Below are 18,390 nucleotides of genomic sequence, written 5' to 3'. Positions count from 1 at the left end.
CCCGGGCAATAGGCGCAAGGAGAATACCGTCCTGTCAGGTCAGGACAAGCCGGTTCGGCAGGGCGCCGAACCGGCTATTGCGGTCAGAACGTCGCGCCGACCTTCACCATGTAGGTCCTTCCGGGCAGCGGATAGGCCGAGAAGCGGCCTGGCGTAAACGAACTCGCGATTGCGTAGTCGTAGTACAGCGCATCGAACAGGTTGTTCACGCTCAGCGACCAGAAGAAGTGTTCATAAGCGCCGCTCAGTTTCAAATCGACGGTGGCGTCGGCCGGGATGCGGCGCTGGGTGTTGGCCTGGTCGTTGTCCATGGTGCGTTCGCTCCAGGCGCGCAGCGTGGCATCGAACACCAGGTAGTTCTGCCAGATGTTCCAGGTCACGCCGCCCATCGCTGTGTAGCGGGAAACCAGCGGCACGTCGTTGCCGGCGAACGGCCCTTCGCGGAAGACGGCACGCGTGTAGGCTGCGCCCGCCCGTAGCGACAGGCTGTCACTGACACGCAGCGACGCGCTGGTCTCGGAGCCGTAGCGGCGGGTTGGACCGAGGTTCACGTTGAAGAACAGCGCCGGAATGAAATGGATCTCGTTCTCGAGGTCCATACCGTAGATGCTCGATTGCATCTGGAATGCGCCGGCCTTGACGCGGAAGCCGCCTTCGATGTCGTGCGAGGTCTGGGTTTTCAGCTGAAAGGTCCCCGGAACGAAGAAAGGGCCGCTGGAGACGCGTTCATCGACGGTCGGAGTACGGAACGCGCGCGCGGCGCGGCCAAACAGCGAGAATGTGTTGTTGAGCCGGTGCTCGAGCCCGACGTGCAAGGCGTATTGCGTCTCGTTGCTGTCCAGCGGGGAGGCTTGATCGCTGCAATTAAAGAACATGGCGCAACCGGGCGCGTTGGCGTCGAACCGATCCCGGGCGCTCAGGCTGGTGTTTTGAATCCTGGCGCCATAGGAGAAATCGGTCGTCGGCAACAGGCCTACCGTGTGCTGCCAGTAGCCGGCCAGCGTCTGCTGCGACAGATCGTAGATGTGGGTCGGCGCAAGGCCCTTGAACGCCCCGCGGTCCTGGCGGAACGTCGCATCGTAATAATCGATACCGGTCAGGATCTGTGAGGGCACCCCGAGGATCAAGTTCTTGATGCTCAATCGTGGCGTGATCGACCAGGTCTGCAATGATGCGTCGTTATAGGTGGAGGAGAAGCTCGGAAATGGCGACGCAAACGGTATCGCGCCGAAGAATCCGCTTTGGGTTTTCTTGTCTCTGACGCCGCCATCGACGATCAGTTCGGCGCCGTCCCACAGGGTCTTGGTGAATCCGGCGGTCGCGCTGGCGCCCTGCTGGTTGCCGTAATCGAACGGCGTATTTGTGCCCCTGCGATCGGTGACGAGTTGATTTAGCCCGATCGAGGGATCGACGGTGCGTCCGCCCGGAAAACCGAGCTTCTGGTCGTCACCGGTCACCGTAAGGAATGCCTTCAGGTCGGGCGTGGTGTAATTGAGATTGCCGACGCCATTGCGCTGGTCGAGCGCGTTGTTGACGCGGTAGCCGTCGGACTTGATGGCGTTGCCGTAGAATGACGTCGACCATGGTCCCGAATTCAGCGCAGTCGAAACCGACGCCATGCGCTGATTGAAGGAGCCAACCCCGGCCTCTGCGCGCATGGCGACCGGCGGGCCGCTGACGCCGTTCTTCAGGACGATATTGATGACGCCGCCGACCGCGTTGTCGCCGTAGAGCACCGCGCCGCTGTTGCCGCGCGTGATTTCGATGCGCTCGATCGAATCGCGCGGAATGGTCGAGAGATCGACGCCGGCCATGTCGATGTCGTTGAGCCTTCGGCCGTTGATGAGGACCAGGGTATTTGAGGTCGCGAACGCGCCGAAGCCGCGCAGGTCGACCGACGTCTTGGCGCCGTTGACGCCGCCATAGAGGCTGGTCAGCTGCACGCCCGGCACCTGCGCGATGATCTCCTGAACGGTTTGAGCCGGCGAATGCGCGATCTCTTCGGCGGTAATAACGGTCGACGCCGTGCCGACGATGCCGGAGAATTGCCGGCCGCCGCTTCCGCCCGCGCCTTGCGAGGCGCTTTGCGATGCGACGTTGGAGCCGGGCCCGGCTGCGGGCCGCGTGCCTCTCGACGGCGCCGCCGCCGGTACGACGCGTCGCGAGGTTGATGGCTCATCGTAGGTCGGCCTGGCGCGGGTCCGGTTCGGGTCGGTGGGCGAGGTGATCTCGATCGGCGGCAATTGCTCGGATGGCGTCTGCTGCGCCTGCGCGCCGGAAATGCCGAGCGATACGATGGGCACCAGGAAACTGGAGGCAAGCCAGTAGCGGCGCTGCCGCGTGGCGATGATGGAAGACATGGTTCAGACCTCGGTATGACGTCAGTGGCACGTCACAGCGAACCAAGTCTCACCATGTGCTAATGCAGCTTAGGTGAAGCTAATGCCTGTACTCCCCGACCGACATCTTCGCGTGTGACCACGGCTGACGGCAGGTCTCCTGGCTCGCGGGTCGTTACCCATCGTCGCCTTCCCAGGACCGAGATTCCCAGTGGCCTATGACGAAGGATTCGCCGCTTACAGTTGCGGGGGCAGCCGCGGAATTGGGGGACTTCCCCGCACCGCATTCCCTTTTGATCCCCAAAACGGGAACCGTCGGGAACTATGGTAGAAGTTTGCCAAAGTTCGAGTCAATCCGCCTTGGGCGCGCTCGCGATGTCAACTGGACGAGTGCGCTATTTTTGCCGCATGAGCACTGCTGCCTCAGCTCCTGTACCGGAGCGGGTAAACCTGCTTTAGGACGATCGATGAGTGTTGAGGCTGTAACCGTGACTAACGAGGATGCCGCGCGCCGGCGGATCGGCGCGACCGCGGCGCTTGCCGCCCTCGTTGGGCTGCTGGTGCTGATCTCGCTGGGTATTGGTCCGGTGCGGCTGTCGCCGCTTGCCGTGGCGGAAGCGCTGTTCGGCGGCGGCAGCGAGGTTTCGCAGGTGATCGTGCGGGAAATCCGCCTGCCGCGGACGCTGTTGGCGCTGGCGATCGGCGCCATCCTCGGGCTGTCAGGCGCATCGCTGCAGGGCCTGTTGCGCAATCCGCTGGCTTCGCCCGATCTGTTCGGCGCGCCGCAATCGGCCGCGTTCGGTGCGGTGCTGGTGATCGCGCTGGGGCTGGCCGATGTGCGCTCCTACGCGCTGCCGGTCGCGGCGATCTGTGCGGCATTCGCTTCGGTATTCATGCTGCTCTCGATCGCCGGCCGCAATGCCGGGCTTTTGATCCTCATTCTCTCGGGGCTTGCGATTTCGAGCTTTGCCGGAGCTGCCACCGCGCTGGTGATGAACCTTGCCACCAATCCCTTTCTGGTGCTGGAGATCGCGTTCTGGCTGCTCGGTTCGCTTGAGGACCGCAGCTTTCAGCATGTCATGCTGGCATTTCCCTTCATCATTGCCGGCGGGATCATGCTGTTCAGCCAGCGCCATGCGTTTCGCGCGCTGAGCCTGGGCGAGGAAACCGCGCAAAGTCTCGGCGTCGATGTCGGCCGTTTGCGGCTGTTCGTGATTTCGGGCGTCGCGCTCGGCGTCGGCGGTGCGGTCGCCGTTACCGGCACTATCGGCTTCATCGGGCTTGTCGCGCCGCATCTGATGCGGCCCTTGATCGGGCATGATCCGGGGCGGCTGTTGGTGCCGAGCGCGCTCGCAGGCTCGGCGCTGCTGCTGGCGGCCGATATCGCGGTGCGCATCATCCCCTCGACATCGGACATCAAGGTCGGCGTGCTGACCTCGATCATCGGCGTGCCGTTCTTCCTCTACCTGATCATGCGCGAACGCCGCGCGCTCGGCGGAGGTGTCGCATGAGCGAGACGGCACTGTTGACCGCAAGGGGGCTTGGCGTAAGGCTCGCCGGCCGCGTCGTGCTGAAGGATGTCTCGCTCGCGCTGTCGCCGGGACATCTGGTGGCGCTGGTCGGGCCGAACGGCGCCGGCAAGACCACGCTGTTGCGCGCGCTGTCGGGATTGATCCCGTCCGAAGGCGAGATCGAGATCGGCGGCGTCGCACTGGCTTCGCTGCCGCTGCGCGAGCGCGCAAAACGCTTCGGCTATCTGCCACAGGGGCATGTCGTGCATTGGCCGCTGCCGGCGCGCGACATCGTCGCGCTCGGCCGCTATCCGCATGGCGCCACCGATCCGGCGCGCCTGTCGCCGAAAGATACCGAGGCGGTGTTGCGCGCGATGCAGGCGGTCGACGTGATCGAGTTCAGCGACCGCCGCGTCACGGAATTGTCCGGCGGCGAGCGCAGCCGCGTCGCGTTGGCCCGCGCGCTGGCGGTGGAGGCGCCGGTCATCCTGGCCGACGAGCCGACCGCCTCGCTCGACCCGCGGCATCAGATCGACGTCATGAAGAATTTGCGCGCGACCGCCGACAAGGGCGTGCTCGTCATTGTCGTGACCCATGATCTGGGATTGGCGGCGCGGTTTGCCGACCATGTGCTGGTGCTGCGCGAAGGCCGCCTGGTGTCGCAGGGCGGGCCGGCGGTAGCGCTGTCCGAGCAGGTGATGGCTGACGTGTTCAGGATCTCGGCCTATCGCGCGGAATTCCAGCGCGAGGCCGTGATCGTGCCGTGGGCGGATATCTGATGGGCCGATATCTGGCATTTCTGGTCGCGGTGATGGCGCTTGCGTTGCCGGGCAGCACTGCGTTCGCAGCCAATCTGCCGCGCCTGGTGTCGATGAATGTCTGCACCGACCAATTGCTGCTGGCGCTGGCCGATCCCGAACAGATCTTGGGATTGAGCCGGTTTTCGCGGGACGGCTGGCAATCGCAGGCGGGCGACATCAGCCGCTATCCGGTGTTATCAGGAGGAGCCGAGGATGTACTGCTCATCAGGCCCGACATCGTCGTCGCCAGCGCGTTCGACAAGCGCTCGACGCGGGAACTGTTGAAGGCCAAGGGGCTTCGTCTCGCCGAACTCGCGGTGCCGCGAACCCTCGATGAAGCGCGGCAGCAGATTCGCGAAGCCGGCGACATCACCGGTCATCCCGATCGCGCGGCCGCGGAAATCGCGCGGCTCGATGCGGCGCTGGCGCGCGCCCGCCGCGCGGTGTCGGAACGGCACTATCGCGTGCTGCCGCTATCGCGGCGCGGCTGGGTGGCGGGAAGCGACAGCTTTGTCGGTTCGCTGCTCGGCGAGACCGGGCTGCGCAGCGCCGCCGGTGATCTCGGCTTTGCCTTCGGCGGCTTTGCTTCGCTGGAAGCGATCGTGAACTTACGGCCGGACTTCATCGTGGTGTCGCAGGCCGGCGACACCGCGAGGGACGACGGCCAGGCGTTCCTGTTGCATCCGGCGCTGGAGCGTTTTTATCCGCCGGAAAAGCGCATCGTGATTCCGGAACGGCTGACCGAGTGCGGCGGCGTGATGCTGGCGGATGCGCTGGATGCGCTGACGGCGGAGGTGAAGCGGGTGGGGCGGTGATGTCCCGGCAAAACTATCTCGTCGTCCCTGCGAACGCAGGGACCCATAACCACAGGACGTTATAATTCAAGCAAGGCGTCTGCCACTGCCTTCCATCATCGGCGCCGCGGCGTATGGGTCCCTGCGTTCGCAGGGACGACGGCCCCCATAAAGACTACCCCATCACCACCGGCCCACCTACCTTCTTCCACGCGTCAATCCCGCCTTCGATATGCGCGGTGTTGGCGAGCCCCGCGCTCTTGGCGGCGGCTACCGCCATCGCGGAGCGTTCGCCGAAGGCGCAGAAGAACACCACGCGGCGGCCGGTGGCGGCGGCGACTTCGCGCAGCATGCCGCCGGGCTTGAGGCTCTCGGCGATGCCGGGGTAGGGCGCATGCAGCGCGCCCGAGATCGTGCCGTGCTTGGCGCGCTCGCTGGTTTCGCGCAAATCCACCAGCAGGATGTCGGGCCGGCCGAGACGGTTGATCGCGTCGCGGGCAGAGAGCGCGAGCCCCTGCCTGGCGAGATCCTCCTGATGCAGGCCGACATGCATGTTGGCGGGTACCGCCACGTCCATCATCTTCGGGTTCGGCAGCTTCAGATTGGCCATCAGCTCGATATATTCGTCGACCGAGCGCACCTGAAGGCGCGGATTATAACGCCGCTCCTCGCCGATGGTGGAAACCGTGTCGCCCTTGTAGTCGTGGGCGGGGAATACCATGGTTTCATCCGGCAATTTCAGCAGCCGGTTGAAGATCGATTCGTATTGCGCGCGCGAAGAGCCGTTCTGAAAGTCAGTGCGGCCGGTGCCGCGGATCAGAAGCGTATCGCCAGTGAAGACGCGGTCGCCCATCAAATAAGAGTAGGAATCGTCGGTGTGGCCGGGCGTGTACATGACGTCGAGGCTCAGCCCCTCGATCATCACCTTGTCGCCGTCGGAAACCCGCATCGACACCACGTCGGCCTTGCTCTGCTCGCCCATGATGGTGATGCACTGGGTGCGGTCGCGCAATTCGCCGAGGCCCGTGACGTGGTCGGCGTGCAGATGGGTGTCGACCGCCTTCACCAGCCGCAAATCCAGTTCGCGCAGGAGCTGGCAGTAGCGGTCGGCTTTCTCCAGCACGGGATCGAGGATCAAGGCCTCGCCGCCGGCGCGGCTCGCCAGCAGGTAGCTGTAGGTGCCCGAAACGCTGTCGAAGAGCTGACGAAAGATCATGGCTACTGCTGCCGGATGTTGCTTCTCAAATCTATCACATTACGGCCGGACGTGGCTCCAGCCCTGCTCCTGCAGTTCCATTAATTGTACCACGCCTGACGGTACGATGGTAAAAGTTCTATCCACGTCATTGCGAGGAGCGTAGCGACGAAGCAATCCATATTTCCGCTCGGGGATAGATGGATTGCTTCGCTTCGCTCGCAATGACGGTGAGGCGGTATTGCGATCTGTCCGCCGGCAATGACGGCGGAAGCAGTCACGGCCGCACCAGCGTATACCCATTCTCCGTCAGAAACAGAATCTGCGCGACGCCGACCTGCACCGGCGTCGCTGCTGAAATGAACTCCGGCCGCTTGCCGGCTTCGCGTTCGATTGTATCAACCGTGTTGAGGCAGATGTCGAAACGCGCACCCTGCGCCACCAGGCTCTCGACCATCTTGCGGTTGGGATTTTCCGGGCGCAGCAGCTCGATACCGGGACCGAACGCCACGACCTCGATCGCGACCTTGTCGGGGTCGTAATGCTTCATCAAATTGCTGGCGACGCTGAGCACGAGCCCCTGCTTGCGCGGGTCGTTGTCGGAGAGCTGCAGCACGATTCTGTGCTCGGCGAACGGCTTGTCCTGCAGCGGCACCTGCTGGGAGCGGGCGGCGGGCGCGGCGGCTGCGATCAGAAGCGCCGCGGCGATGGTGCGCATGATGGTCGAAAAACCCGTCATCCCTGTCCCGCAATGCCCGGATTGTCCTCGACGCCTTTCAGCGTGACGCCAGGCGGCGACCGGTTGGGCGGCTTGCCCGACCGCAGATGTTTGGCGACCACGTCCCAGACCGGCGCGCCGCTCTGCTCGTTGACCGAGGCCCACCCCGCCACCTTGTAGCGCTTGCCGGCTTCCAGCGCGTGGCCGTTGTCGAGCTTGAGTTCGGAAATCCGCTTGCCCACGCTCTCGTTCGGACTGCAGGTGTAGGCGAGCCCGCCGACGCGGACCATGTCGCCGCCCTGCTGGTAATAGGGGTCGGCGTTGAAGAGATTGTCGCAGATGTCTTCCAGCACGTCCTTGATCTGGCCGCCGGTCATGGTCTGGATGTAGGTCTCCGGATAGGTGACGGCGGTCTGCGCCATCACGTCCTCCATCGTCAGCGGCTGGCCTGCGAGCGCCGTAGTGCCCCAGCGGAAGCCCGGCGACAGCGCTATCTCGGCGTTCAGTTCGCCGAGCAGTGCGTCGCAGATCAGTTGATCCATGCTGCCGCTGAAATTGCCGCGGCGATAGAGCAGGCGGTCGGCGGCGGCGATCTTTTCATCCAGCGTCGCCGCATGCGGCGCGCGTATCTTGTCGATCAGGGCCTGCATCGCCGGATCGGGCTTCAGCAACTCCGAAAACACCGGCAGCAGCCGGTATCGCACATTGCTGACCTTGCCCTTGCCGACCTCGAGATCGAGCACCGCCAGAAACTTGCCGTTCGAGCCGGCATTGGTGACGAGCGTGACGCCGCTTTCATTGGTCACGGCAATCGGCTGCGGCACAGCGTCATGGGTATGGCCGCCGAGAATGACGTCGATGCCGGTGACGCGGCTGGCGAGCTTGAGGTCGACGTCCATGCCGTTATGCGAGAGCAGGATGACGGCATCGACCTTGTCGGTGTTGCGACTGACATCGACGAGCTTTTGCAGCTCTTCATCGCGGATGCCGAATTTCCAGTCCGGTGTGAAACGCTTCGGGTGCGCGATCGGCACGTAGGGGAACGCCTGTCCGATTACGGCGATGCGACGCCCGCCGATTTCCTTGATGATGGACGGCTTGAACACGCGGCCAGATGCCGGATCGAACGCCTTGGCGTCGTTGAAGGCGGCTTCCTCGGTGAGGAAGACGTTCTGCGCCAGGAATTCGCCCTTGAAGCGTTCGAGGTTGGCGCGCAGCGTCTTTTCGCCATAGGTGAATTCCCAATGGCCGGTCATCGCCTCGATGCCGAGAAGGTTGGCGGCGTCGACCATGTCGGCGCCCTGCAGCGTGTTGGAAAGCCCGCTGCCCTGCCAGAGGTCGCCGCCGTCGAGCAGCAACGCGCGCCCCGCGCCGGCCTCGCTGCGCATCCGGTCGACCAGGGTTTTCAGATGCGCAAAGCCGCCGAGCTTGCCGAATCTCCCAGCGGCTTTTTCAAATTCGATGCAGGTGAAAGCATAGGCGTCGGCACTGTCGGGCCGGATGCCGAAGCGATCGAGAAACGCCCTTCCGACCAGATGCGGCGGATTGCCCCGCATCGGTCCGACGCCGATATTGACGCCAGGCTCGCGGAAGAACACCGGCCGAAGCTGCGCATGGGTATCGGTGATGTGCAGAATGCGCGCATTGCCGAAGCGCTCAAGATCGTAAACGCCCGCATTTTCGGCGCCGCGCGCCAACCGTGGCAGGCTGCCCGATAGGGTGGCGGCGCCCGCTAGCGTCAGGAAATCGCGGCGGCGGATGGTCATGCGGGTCTCCGCGCGTCGTAAAGACTCTTAATTGTTGAGCATGATCTTGGCAGAAAATCGGCTTCCACTTTTCCGGATCATGTTCTAGCGAATTTCCATGTCCTTCCAGCGGGTCTTCTCGCTGGTGGCCTGGAAGATCGAAGCCTTCGCGAGGGCCTCGGCTTCCTTGGCCGATGCGGTGGCCTTGTCGAAATCGCCGGCGTCCGCCGCCTTCTTCGCCGCCGTCAGCGTCGCCGCCGTGGTGGTCCATTGGTTGCGCAGTTTGCCGGCCTCCTTGTTGGCCGCTTCAGCGGCGGCGTAAGCCGCCTTGAAGTCGTCCTCGGAGCCTGCGGCGAGCGCGGATGCCGCACCCGCGGCAAGCAGTGCCAGAATTAACGCGGATTTCTGCATCACGTTCCTCATGGCCGCGCTCCCGGGCCTGAAATCGGCAGCCCGTTGCTGACATAGGACAGGTAGTATTCGACGTTGCGGTATTCGTCATCCTGCGGGCTCAGCGGCACGCCGCGGATCTGGCTGTTGCAGGTGGTGAAGCGGCGGCTGGTGGTGCCCATGCCGCTCCATTCCGAACGGTAGATCGGCATCGCGTTGACGATGCCAAGCGCAGGCGCCAGGATTTCGGCGCGGATGCGCTCGCCCGGGCTCTGCACGTGGCAGGTGGCGCAGGAGAAGTTTAGCTGGCCGCGTCGCGTGTAGAAATATTCCTTGCCGTTCTCGTAGGCCGCGAGCGCGCGGGGGTCGTTCGGGATCTTGATGTCCATCGGCTTGCCGCGCGAAGTGAAGGCCATGTAGGCGGTCAGCGCCGCCATTTCGTCCTTCACATAGGAGTACGGCGGTTCGCCATTGGCCTCGCGGCAGCGGTTCAGTGCGAGCTCCAGCGTTATGACCTTGCCTTCCTTCTCATCGAAGTAAGGATAGTTCTGGCGGATGCCGATGCCCTTGTTGGGGAAGCAATCTTCATAGCTCTTGCCGTTCTTGAACGGCTTGGAGAACATTTCCTTGCCCATCTCGAGCGAGAATTCGTAGGGCGGGAATTGCTCCTTCTCCTGCCACTGCCGGTGCAGGTCCTCGTTCATCGAATAGGGGCCGTTGACGAAATCCTCGAACTTCACCTTGGGAAACTTGTCGGTGAAGAATTTCTGGAACGCCTTGGCGTCGGCGACCGGGTCGATCTTGTCAGCAGCATCAGAGGGCAGGCTGCCCGCAAGCGTCAGCGCTGCGAGGGCAAGCGCGGCGGACGCCAGATAGATAGCGGATCGCAGCTTCATTGGATCTTCGCCGTGGTGGTGTCTGTGGCGCCCTTGTTGTCGACCCAGCTGATCTTCAGCTCGTCGCCTTTCTTGCCGCCCTTGAAGGCGAACTTGACGTAGGGATCCTTGGACACGCCACCGCCCCAGTCGGCGGTGAACACGTTCTTGCCTTCATACTCGAAGGTCAGTTGCTGGATGAAATGCGGCGGAATGATCTCGCCCTTGGCATCCTTGATGAAGCCGGAATCCATCGGATGCTGGATCAGCGCCTGCACCTCGGTGGTCTCGCCGCTCGAAGTGGCGCGCACGCGAATGGTCGATGCCATCTGAATTCTCCTAGCTGATTATTTGGCGCATGATCTCGTCGGAAAACCGGTGCCCACTTTTCCGGATCATGCGCTAACCGCCGCAACCGCCGACGGTGACCTTGACTTCCTTGTTGGCGCTGTAGAGCTTGCCGCCGGCTTCCACGACCACGATCACGTTGCTGGTTCGCGCCATCTTGATGCGGTTGGCGACGTTTGGAAGCGTGCCGGCCGGAATCTTGTAGGACGCCACCAGCGCGACCGGATTTTCGCTGACCAGGAACGAGATCGAGGTCACGTCCGGCAGCGTCGTCGTCACCGATATCGGAACCACCGCGCCGTTCTCTGCGATTTCGGGCGCGTCCATCTTGACCTTGTCCGAAGGCTCCGCCGTCTTGCCGTAGAGCGCCTTGATCGCGTCGGCCTCGTTCTTGGCCTTGAACGCCTCTTCCGGATATTTGTCGTTGGCGGCGGCGAGCACCGGCGTCAGGCCAAAGGGAAGATTACCGAGTCCGACGAGCGCGACCGCGCCTGCACCCTGCAGGATCAGCCGCCGCGTGGCCGAAAATCCGACGTCAGTCATGTCCATCGTCTCCTAAAGCGTGCGCGCGCACGTCACAGCCTTAAATCGCTTGGTCTTGCTTCACAGCGTTTGCAGGAAATCAACGACCGCTTCGATTTCCTTTGGAGTCAGAATCCGGTTTCGTCCGAATGGCGGCATCACGGTCAGGGGATTGCGCTCGGTTTCATCGTGAACGATCGCGACGAGATCTGCGCGATTGGGATACTTGCTCTTGATGTCGATCAGTTCCGGTCCGATAGAGCCTGGAAGGTTGCCGCCCTTGATGACGTGGCAGGTCAGGCAATTGCCCTTGCTGCGATCGAAGGCGAGCTTCTGGCCTTCGGCCGCGGCGGACTGCGCATGCGCCGCGCCTGCCGACAGGCAAGCGCCGATCACCAGCGTCAGCGTGAGCGCCGGGAGCCTTAACGCCAGAAGTCTTGACGCCAGAAGTCTTGCGGATTCCGTCAGGGAATGATCGGTCACAGGCGTTTCCGTCGTTTCTATTTCGGTTGCATCGTATCAAGCGGCCCGGTCGTGCGCGGCGTCAGGTCTCTGCCTTCCGCTGTCGACGATAGCCTGACATCGGCGGCGTTGACGCAATTATTCATGCAGGGCTTTGCCATCGTATCGGGGCGCGGGTCGGTCCAGATGAAATTGTCGCGATTGCGCATTTTGACTTTCGGCAAGCTGTTGCGATCGGCAACGAATTCATTGGGAACGAGGTCGTTCAGGCTCAGAATATAGGCGGTCAAAGCATAAACGTCATCCGCTGACAATGTGTGCGGCGCAGCCATCGGCATGGCGCGGTTAATATAGTCCCATAGGGTCGGGGCGAACGGCCAGTAGCTGCCGACCGTCGGCTCCGGGCGCTCGTCCCGGAGCGATCCGACGCCGCCCACCAGCTTGGGGAAGCGGCCTTCGCCTTCGCCGAAGGTTCCATGACAGGCCGCGCATTGCTCGGCATAGACGTCGGCGCCCCGGTCGACCGTACCTTTGCCTGGCGGCAGGCCTGCTCCGTCCTCGCCGCGCACGTCGATGTCCCATCCGGCGATCTGCGCCGGCGTCGCTACGCTGCCGTAACCGAACGAGCCAGGCTCTGCCGCGCCTGCAAGGCTTCCGGCCGTAAGCAGGATGGCCACCATCGCCAGGCAAATCTTACGCGAGCTGTACATTGAAGACGCTTCCGTCAGGTTTGACCTGCCAGGTCTGGATCGAATTGTTGTGATAGACCGAGTTCGAGCCGCGCTGCTTTCGCAGCTCCGCAATGGTCGGTTGCACGTAACCGGTCTCGTCGATGACGCGGGATGCGACCAGCGCCGGGCGGCCGTCCCAGCGCCAGGGCAGGGTGAATTTCGTCAGCGCTTTCGACAGCACCGGCTCGTGCAGCCGTGCGGTCTGCCAGTTGACGCCGCCGTCCATGGACACGTCGACACGCCTGATCTTGCCGTTGCCGGTCCATGCCAGTCCCCTGATTTCATAGAGGCCGGGCCCATCGAGCGGCTTTTCCGGGCAGGGAAAGGTGATCACGGATTTGGCGTCGATCAGCCAGGTGAAGCCGCGCGAGGTGCCGTCCGGCATCAGGTCAGTGTATTTTGAGGTTTCCTCGCGCGAATGCCAGGGCTTGTCGCCGAGCTTGATCCGGCGCAGCCACTTGATGTTGATGTTGCCTTCCCAGCCCGGCACCACCAGCCGCAGCGGATAGCCCTGTTCGGGGCGCAGCGCCTCGCCGTTCTGCGCGTAGACCACGAGACAATCGTCGAGACATTTGTCGAGCGGCAGGCTGCGGTTCATATGCGCGCCGTCGGCACCTTCGACCATCGCCCACTTCGCTTCTTTCTTGATTCCGACTTCCTCCAGCAGCGTCGACAGCCTGACGCCGGTCCATTCGGCGCAACTGACCATGCCGTGGCTGAATTGCAGTGAGTTCATCTGCGCGGCGCGCCAGTTCATGCCGCCATTGGCCGGGCATTCGATGAAATGGATGCGCGTGATCTGCGGGAAGCGCAGGATGTCCTTCATGGTGAGCAGCAGCGGGCGTTCGACCAGCCCGTGGATCATCAGTTTGTGCTGCGCCGGATCGATGTCGGGCCGTCCCGCATGGTGGCGCTCGAAGAATAATCCATTGGGTGTGATGATGCCGTGCAGATCCTGCAACGGCGAAAAGCTCACCGACGATTCCGCGCTGGCGGTGAGCCAGGGGACGTTGCGCCGGATGACGGAGGCCTCGGTTTCCGCAGGCCGGCCATAGGGCCGGTCGACCACGCCTGCGCCGATCGATTGCGACCAGGGGGCGTCCGCGGGGGGAGCCTCCTGCGCGGGGTCGGCGATTACGGGGTTGCCGCCAAGGGCAAGGCCGCCGGTCAGCGCCGCGCCAAGCGTGAGAAAGCTGCGCCGCCCCAAAGGCGCGTCCGAGCCGGCGAGATCGGAGAGAACAGCTTTGCTGCGTAACGGGTCAGGCCGCACGTTTTCTTCCCCTCACGGCCACATCGCCGCATCATTTCTTGCTTTTTTTGAACCGATATCGACATTTGCTAATTTAGTCAATGCTAAATAAAGGCTCGGACGTTAGTATATCATGTGTGCTTCGCAGGCACGGAAAACCATCCCGGATTGGACGCTATGAGAGCAGCCGCGGCGACAGCCAAAGAGCCACAATCGGCCCCCGGCGCCGACGACGCGGTGGCGCTGAAGCAGCTGGCGAAGCAGGCCGGCGAAGCCGCCCAACTCCTGAAAATGCTCGCCAACGAAAAGCGCTTGCTGATCCTCTGCTTTCTGGCCGTGCGCGGCGAGATGACGGTCGGGGAACTCGTCGGCATCGTCAAGCTGAGCCAGTCGGCATTGTCGCAACATTTAGCGAAACTGCGCGCCGATGGCCTGGTGGAATTCCGGCGGACGTCGCAGACGCTGCATTATCGGGTTGCCGATGAGCGCGCGCTACGCCTGCTGCAGGTGCTGAAGGAAATGTACTGCGGCGAACTGAAGTGACACTTCCCGCGTTTCAGACCCACAACGATTTTTAGGCGAGGCGATAATGGCCGAATATGTGGTGGAGTTCGGCAAGGATGGACGGCCGGTCGAACCGGACGGCCGGCTCGATGCGGCGGCGTTTCATCGCAATCATGAGCCGATCTGGGCGGTGCTGCAGAAATTTCTCGCCGGCAAATCCGGTGACGTGCTGGAGGCCGGCAGCGGCACCGGCCAGCATGTCGTGCATTTTGCAAAACACACCCCCGGCATCATCTGGTGGCCGAGCGATCTCAACGAGCGGCATCTGAAGAGCATCGAGGCGTGGCGCGCTTATGCCGGCCTGCCCAACATTCGACCGCCGCAGCGGATCGATCTCACCGATCCCGCCTGGTCTTCGGCCATGCAAGACGGCAGCGGTCCGGCGGAATTGCTGGCGGTGTTCTGCGCCAATGTGATCCACATCGCGCCATGGCGCGTCGCCGAGGGCCTGTTCGCCGGCGCGGGGCGATATCTGCGCGCCGACGGCCGGTTGTTTCTTTACGGCCCCTTCAAGCGCGACGGCAAGCACACCGCGATGAGTAACGCTGTGTTCGACACCAGCCTTCGTCAGCAGGACGCCGAATGGGGCGTGCGCGACATCGCCGATCTCGAGAAGCTCGCTGCTGGCGTGGGCCTTGCCCTGGTCGAGACCGTGCCAATGCCGGCCAACAATCTGATTTTGGGCTTCGAGCGATCGGCCGCGTCTGCGTAAACGCCTCAATGATAGGCGAGACACCACCCCGGTCCGCGAAGCCAGCAGCGCTCGTCGGGAACGTCCTGATCGCGGTACAGCCGTGTGATCTTTTGCCAGCCGCCACGGGCGAAGGCTTCAGCAAGCGCTTGTTCGGACGCCTCGTCGCGACCGCCGGCGCAGGGGAATATCGCAACTGGCGAAATCCACTGTGCCAGATAGTTCGCGGCTCTTCGCTCAACTCGGAACACTGCGCCGGCACTCGCGAAGCGCTCCCGCGCAACCCCGCCAAATCCCTGATCCGACGTCATCGGCATGATCAGGCGGCCGCCATCGGCAAGACCATCGAGCCAGCGTGCCGCTGGCTGCGTGCAGCCGGCATTGACATAGATGACATCGGCGGCATCGAACGGCACCTGCGTGCCGTCGCCTTCAATCACCGCGACATTTGCATAGGGCGCCAGGCTGGCTCAGGCGCGCGCGGCGAGGCTCCCATCATATTCGATTCCCGTTACCCGCCCTGACGGCCCGACGAGACTTGCGTGTCCATTTTGCTCTCCATCCCGGCCCATGCTATCAGCCTTGTGTGATTTGACACACCAATCTGTGTGTTAAATAGCACACTCATCGTAAGGAGGCCAGATTGAAAAAGCGGCTCTATCCGGCCGTGCTGGAGCGCGGTCCGCGCGGTGCGCTCGGCGCATGGTTTCCCGATTTTCCGGGCTGCGTGGCCGGCGGGCGGTCGCAGGAGGAGGCGATCGAGAAAGCGGAGGGTGCGCTGGCGCGAGCCGTGGACGGCATGGCAGAGCAGGGCAGGCCGCTGCCGGCGCCGACGCCGATCGCGCAGATCGCGTTGCCCAAGGGCGCCGACGTCGTCGCCTACTTCATCGTCGGGGTCGATCCGCCCGATCCGTCCGAGCGGGTGAACGTCTATTTGCCGAAGAGCCTGATTACGCGGATCGACAAGCGCGCCACGGAGCTTGGCATGAGCCGCTCCAGCTTCTTCGGCTTCGCAGCTACGATTGCGCTTGATTGGAGCCCACATCTCCCGCGCGCCGGCGTCACGGATCCTCGCTCGAAGGTCCACAAGACCGGTGCGGTGCGAGCCGAGAAGCGATCGGGCAAGAAGCGGCCGTGAAGGCGGGTTTTCGCGCGGCGTAATCTGCTGTCCGCGCGCGAGAGGGCTGCGGTGCGCTGGCCCGCGCTTCGGCCCAAAAGCGAAACACTACACGGCGTTATCCGCCCAGCCGATCTTGTTCCTCAGGAATGTGTAGCCGAGTGCGATGAACCCGGCGCGTTCGCGGTTGTCCTTGCCGTAGCCGTGACCGCCGGCCGCCGGTTCGTAGAAATGGGCTTCGTATCCCATCGCTTGCAGCTTGGCCGCCATCTTGCGGGCGTGGCCGGGATGAACGCGGTCGTCGCGGCGCGTGGTGGCGATCAGGATCGGCGGGTAGTTCTGGCCCGGTGTTGCAGCGTGATAGGCGGAATAGGTTTTCAGCCACTCCCACTCCGCGGGCTTGTCGGGATCGCCATATTCCGCGATCCAGCTCGCGCCCGCGAGCAGCTTGGTGTAACGGCGCATGTCGATCAGGGGAATCGTGCAGAACAGCGCGCCGAATCTTTCGGGGTAGCGCACCAGCATGTTGGTGATCAGGATGCCGCCGTTCGATCCGCCTTCGGCGGCAATTCGGTTGGCGCGCGTCACGCCGCGCTTGACGAGGTCGGCGGCAACAGCCGCGAAATCATCATGCGCCAGCCGCTTTCCGGCGTAACGGCCGGCATCGTGCCAGCGCGTACCGAACTCGCCGCCGCCGCGGATATTGGCCTGCACCGTGGTGCCGCCGCGCTCCAGCCAGAGCTTGCCGAGCGCGGAATTGTAATATGGTTTCACCGCAGCGCCGAAGCCGCCATAGGCGCTCATATAGAGCGGTGCATCGCCGGTCTCGGTGGCGGGGCCGGTCTGCACATAGGGAATGCGCTCGCCGTCCACCGAAATCGCCTCATGGCGGGTGACCACAAGTCCGTCGGCGGCAAAGGTCTTCGGCGCCCGCTTCAATACAGCGGGACTGGCTGTGCCTTCGATCAGCAGCAGCGAAGGCGGCGTTACGGGATCTTGCACATTGGCGAGCAGGTCGCCGTTGCTCTCGGCTTCGTGACGGTCGAGACGCCAGACATCGACCACGCCGATTTCGGGAAGCCCCCGTAGTTGCGCGCGCGCCCAGCCGCTTGCCGACGGCGTGCAGATTTCGAACACCGGGCGCAACTCGTCGAGAACAGACAACACGAGTTTGTCGGCCGTCCAGAAAAAGCCTTGTAGCGCCCGCCGTGGCTCCGGCTCGAAAACGACGGTGAAGTTTCGCTCGCCCGCCAGAAAGGCCGAGAGCGAGATGCCAAGCACGCTGTCGGGCGCATAGCTCTTGCCCGCGACCGTCCAGGCGCCGCGCAATTTCACGGCCAGCCAGTCCTGATGTGCTTCCAACCAGATATCGGTCGGCAGGTCGAGTTTCGTGCGTGGACCGGCCTCGGTGCCGAGCCAGAGATTGAGATTGAAGAAATCGATTCGATCGATGAACCACATCCGCTGCGTTGGCCCGGTGTCGTCAACGCTGCAGTACGCGGCCATCCGGTCGGCCGGCACTTCGAACAGTACCGGCGCTCTTTCCACGGGCTCGCCGCGGCGCCACAGCCGGACCGTTCTCGCATAGCCGGAATTTGTCGCCATGCCCTCGCCCAACGCGCTCGAAAGTAGCAATGTGTCGGCGTTGACCCATTCGACGCCGCTCTTGGCTTCCGGCAGGGTGAATCCGTTTGCGACGAAAGCTTTGGCATCCAGATCGAATTCCCGCAGCGTTACCGCGTCACTGCCTCCCCGCGAAAGGGCTGTTATCACGCGTGAGTTGCCCGGCAGCGGCTGCGTCCAGTTGAGCAGCCAATCCTTGTCTTCTTCTGTGGCGAGGCGGTCGATGTCCAGCAGCGTCTCCCAGCCCGGCTCCACGTTGCGAAAATCTGCAAGCGTCGTGCGCCGCCAGAGGCCGCGCGGATTTTTGGCATCCTTCCAGAGATTGTAGACGAGCGCGCCCTGGCGCGTGACATAGGGAATGTTGTCGGTGCGATCATAGATCGCCGCAAGCGCATCGCGATCAGTCTCGAATGGTCGGCCGCCGAAGGTTTCCAGCGTCAGCCGGCTTTGCCGGTCGACGAAATCAAGCGCGCGTTCGCCCTCGACTTCCTCGAGCCAGAGATAGGGATCATCGTCGGGCGCGGCGATGGTCGGCCTGTCGTCGATTGGCATGGCTTGAACTCCAGGAAATGCCGGTCGCTTGTACCGCAATAGGGCATGATCGGGCGACCCCCGATGTAGGCTGTTGCCGGTGTCCTGTCCAATGCGCGCGCTTCGCATAGCGCGCGCCCGTTTGCGCTGGTTGATCGCATCGCCCAGCGTCTTCATAGTGCCCC

General features: G+C 63.5%; 19 protein-coding genes and 1 riboswitch. Of the genes, 6 read left to right on the top strand and 13 right to left on the bottom strand.

The window, feature by feature from the left end; translation table 11 throughout:
- Positions 1 to 83: 83 nt before the first annotated feature.
- Complete coding sequence (locus C7G61_RS26630; RefSeq protein ID WP_108519635.1) at positions 84 to 2,360, bottom strand: TonB-dependent receptor; 2,277 nt, start codon at positions 2,358 to 2,360, stop codon at positions 84 to 86.
- 112 nt (positions 2,361 to 2,472) lie between these two features.
- A riboswitch (cobalamin riboswitch) is annotated at positions 2,473 to 2,671 on the bottom strand.
- Between the two features lie 135 nt (positions 2,672 to 2,806).
- Here C7G61_RS26630 and C7G61_RS26625 point away from each other — a divergent pair.
- The 3 genes from C7G61_RS26625 to C7G61_RS26615 are packed head-to-tail and all read left to right on the top strand — an operon-like array spanning position 2,807 to position 5,465.
- A complete protein-coding gene (locus C7G61_RS26625) occupies positions 2,807 to 3,850 on the top strand; it encodes a FecCD family ABC transporter permease (RefSeq protein ID WP_108519634.1) in 1,044 nt (347 codons plus the stop codon).
- Positions 3,847 to 4,629 (top strand): ABC transporter ATP-binding protein, encoded by a 783-nt coding sequence (locus C7G61_RS26620; RefSeq protein WP_108519633.1) that lies wholly within the window; start codon positions 3,847 to 3,849, stop codon positions 4,627 to 4,629. Before C7G61_RS26625 ends, C7G61_RS26620 begins: the two co-directional genes overlap by 4 nt.
- Complete coding sequence (locus tag C7G61_RS26615) at positions 4,629 to 5,465, top strand: ABC transporter substrate-binding protein (RefSeq protein WP_190241993.1); 837 nt, start codon at positions 4,629 to 4,631, stop codon at positions 5,463 to 5,465. The genes C7G61_RS26620 and C7G61_RS26615 overlap by 1 nt, the downstream gene beginning before the upstream one ends.
- Before the next feature lie 154 nt (positions 5,466 to 5,619).
- Here C7G61_RS26615 and C7G61_RS26610 read toward each other — a convergent pair whose 3' ends face one another.
- The 10 genes from C7G61_RS26610 to soxC form a co-directional block, all read right to left on the bottom strand.
- Positions 5,620 to 6,660: an MBL fold metallo-hydrolase gene (locus C7G61_RS26610; protein ID WP_108519632.1), complete on the bottom strand. Its 1,041-nt coding sequence runs from the start codon at positions 6,658 to 6,660 to the stop codon at positions 5,620 to 5,622.
- Positions 6,661 to 6,916: 256 nt separating this feature from the next.
- A complete protein-coding gene (locus C7G61_RS26605; protein ID WP_190241992.1) occupies positions 6,917 to 7,378 on the bottom strand; it encodes a DsrE family protein in 462 nt (153 codons plus the stop codon).
- Positions 7,375 to 9,123 carry a thiosulfohydrolase SoxB gene (gene soxB, locus C7G61_RS26600; RefSeq protein ID WP_108519631.1) on the bottom strand — a complete coding sequence of 583 codons (1,749 nt, stop codon included), beginning with the start codon at positions 9,121 to 9,123 and terminating at the stop codon, positions 7,375 to 7,377. Before soxB ends, C7G61_RS26605 begins: the two co-directional genes overlap by 4 nt.
- An 84-nt stretch (positions 9,124 to 9,207) precedes the next feature.
- Positions 9,208 to 9,513, bottom strand: a complete 306-nt coding sequence (locus C7G61_RS26595) for a hypothetical protein (protein WP_108519690.1) — start codon at positions 9,511 to 9,513, stop codon at positions 9,208 to 9,210.
- Positions 9,514 to 9,521: 8 nt separating this feature from the next.
- A complete protein-coding gene (gene soxA / locus C7G61_RS26590; RefSeq protein WP_108519630.1) occupies positions 9,522 to 10,388 on the bottom strand; it encodes a sulfur oxidation c-type cytochrome SoxA in 867 nt (288 codons plus the stop codon).
- The gene (soxZ, locus tag C7G61_RS26585) at positions 10,385 to 10,696 is read right to left on the bottom strand and encodes a thiosulfate oxidation carrier complex protein SoxZ (RefSeq protein WP_108519629.1); all 312 of its coding nucleotides are present in this window, start codon (positions 10,694 to 10,696) and stop codon (positions 10,385 to 10,387) included. The genes soxA and soxZ overlap by 4 nt, the downstream gene beginning before the upstream one ends.
- A 73-nt stretch (positions 10,697 to 10,769) precedes the next feature.
- On the bottom strand, positions 10,770 to 11,258 hold the full coding sequence (soxY, locus tag C7G61_RS26580) for a thiosulfate oxidation carrier protein SoxY (protein ID WP_108519689.1): 489 nt from the start codon (positions 11,256 to 11,258) through the stop codon (positions 10,770 to 10,772).
- 60 nt (positions 11,259 to 11,318) lie between these two features.
- Positions 11,319 to 11,642, bottom strand: coding sequence for a sulfur oxidation c-type cytochrome SoxX (gene soxX, locus C7G61_RS26575; RefSeq protein WP_244608476.1), 324 nt, complete (start codon positions 11,640 to 11,642; stop codon positions 11,319 to 11,321).
- Between the two features lie 95 nt (positions 11,643 to 11,737).
- Positions 11,738 to 12,409: a c-type cytochrome gene (locus C7G61_RS26570; RefSeq protein WP_108519628.1), complete on the bottom strand. Its 672-nt coding sequence runs from the start codon at positions 12,407 to 12,409 to the stop codon at positions 11,738 to 11,740.
- Positions 12,393 to 13,601: a sulfite dehydrogenase gene (soxC, locus tag C7G61_RS26565; protein ID WP_244608475.1), complete on the bottom strand. Its 1,209-nt coding sequence runs from the start codon at positions 13,599 to 13,601 to the stop codon at positions 12,393 to 12,395. The genes C7G61_RS26570 and soxC overlap by 17 nt, the downstream gene beginning before the upstream one ends.
- A 255-nt stretch (positions 13,602 to 13,856) precedes the next feature.
- Here soxC and C7G61_RS26560 point away from each other — a divergent pair, with 255 nt between their 5' ends.
- Entirely contained in the window at positions 13,857 to 14,222 is a 366-nt protein-coding gene (locus tag C7G61_RS26560) for an ArsR/SmtB family transcription factor (protein ID WP_108519626.1), read from the top strand.
- Between the two features lie 46 nt (positions 14,223 to 14,268).
- A complete protein-coding gene (locus tag C7G61_RS26555; RefSeq protein WP_108519625.1) occupies positions 14,269 to 14,955 on the top strand; it encodes a DUF938 domain-containing protein in 687 nt (228 codons plus the stop codon).
- 5 nt (positions 14,956 to 14,960) lie between these two features.
- Here C7G61_RS26555 and C7G61_RS26550 read toward each other — a convergent pair whose 3' ends face one another.
- The gene (locus tag C7G61_RS26550; RefSeq protein WP_338026114.1) at positions 14,961 to 15,398 is read right to left on the bottom strand and encodes a hypothetical protein; all 438 of its coding nucleotides are present in this window, start codon (positions 15,396 to 15,398) and stop codon (positions 14,961 to 14,963) included.
- 179 nt (positions 15,399 to 15,577) lie between these two features.
- Between C7G61_RS26550 and C7G61_RS26545 the strand changes: the two genes are divergently transcribed.
- Positions 15,578 to 16,072, top strand: a complete 495-nt coding sequence (locus C7G61_RS26545; protein ID WP_108519624.1) for a type II toxin-antitoxin system HicB family antitoxin — start codon at positions 15,578 to 15,580, stop codon at positions 16,070 to 16,072.
- A gap of 87 nt (positions 16,073 to 16,159) precedes the next feature.
- Here the strand turns inward: C7G61_RS26545 and C7G61_RS26540 are convergent, their stop codons facing one another.
- Complete coding sequence (locus C7G61_RS26540) at positions 16,160 to 18,226, bottom strand: prolyl oligopeptidase family serine peptidase (protein WP_108519687.1); 2,067 nt, start codon at positions 18,224 to 18,226, stop codon at positions 16,160 to 16,162.
- Between the last annotated feature and the right edge of the window lie 164 nt (positions 18,227 to 18,390).

Origin of the sequence: Bradyrhizobium algeriense, assembly GCF_003062295.1 — a bacterium.
GTDB classification, from domain to species: Bacteria; Pseudomonadota; Alphaproteobacteria; order Rhizobiales; family Xanthobacteraceae; genus Bradyrhizobium; species Bradyrhizobium algeriense.
This window is presented reverse-complemented; position numbering and strand designations above follow the sequence as displayed.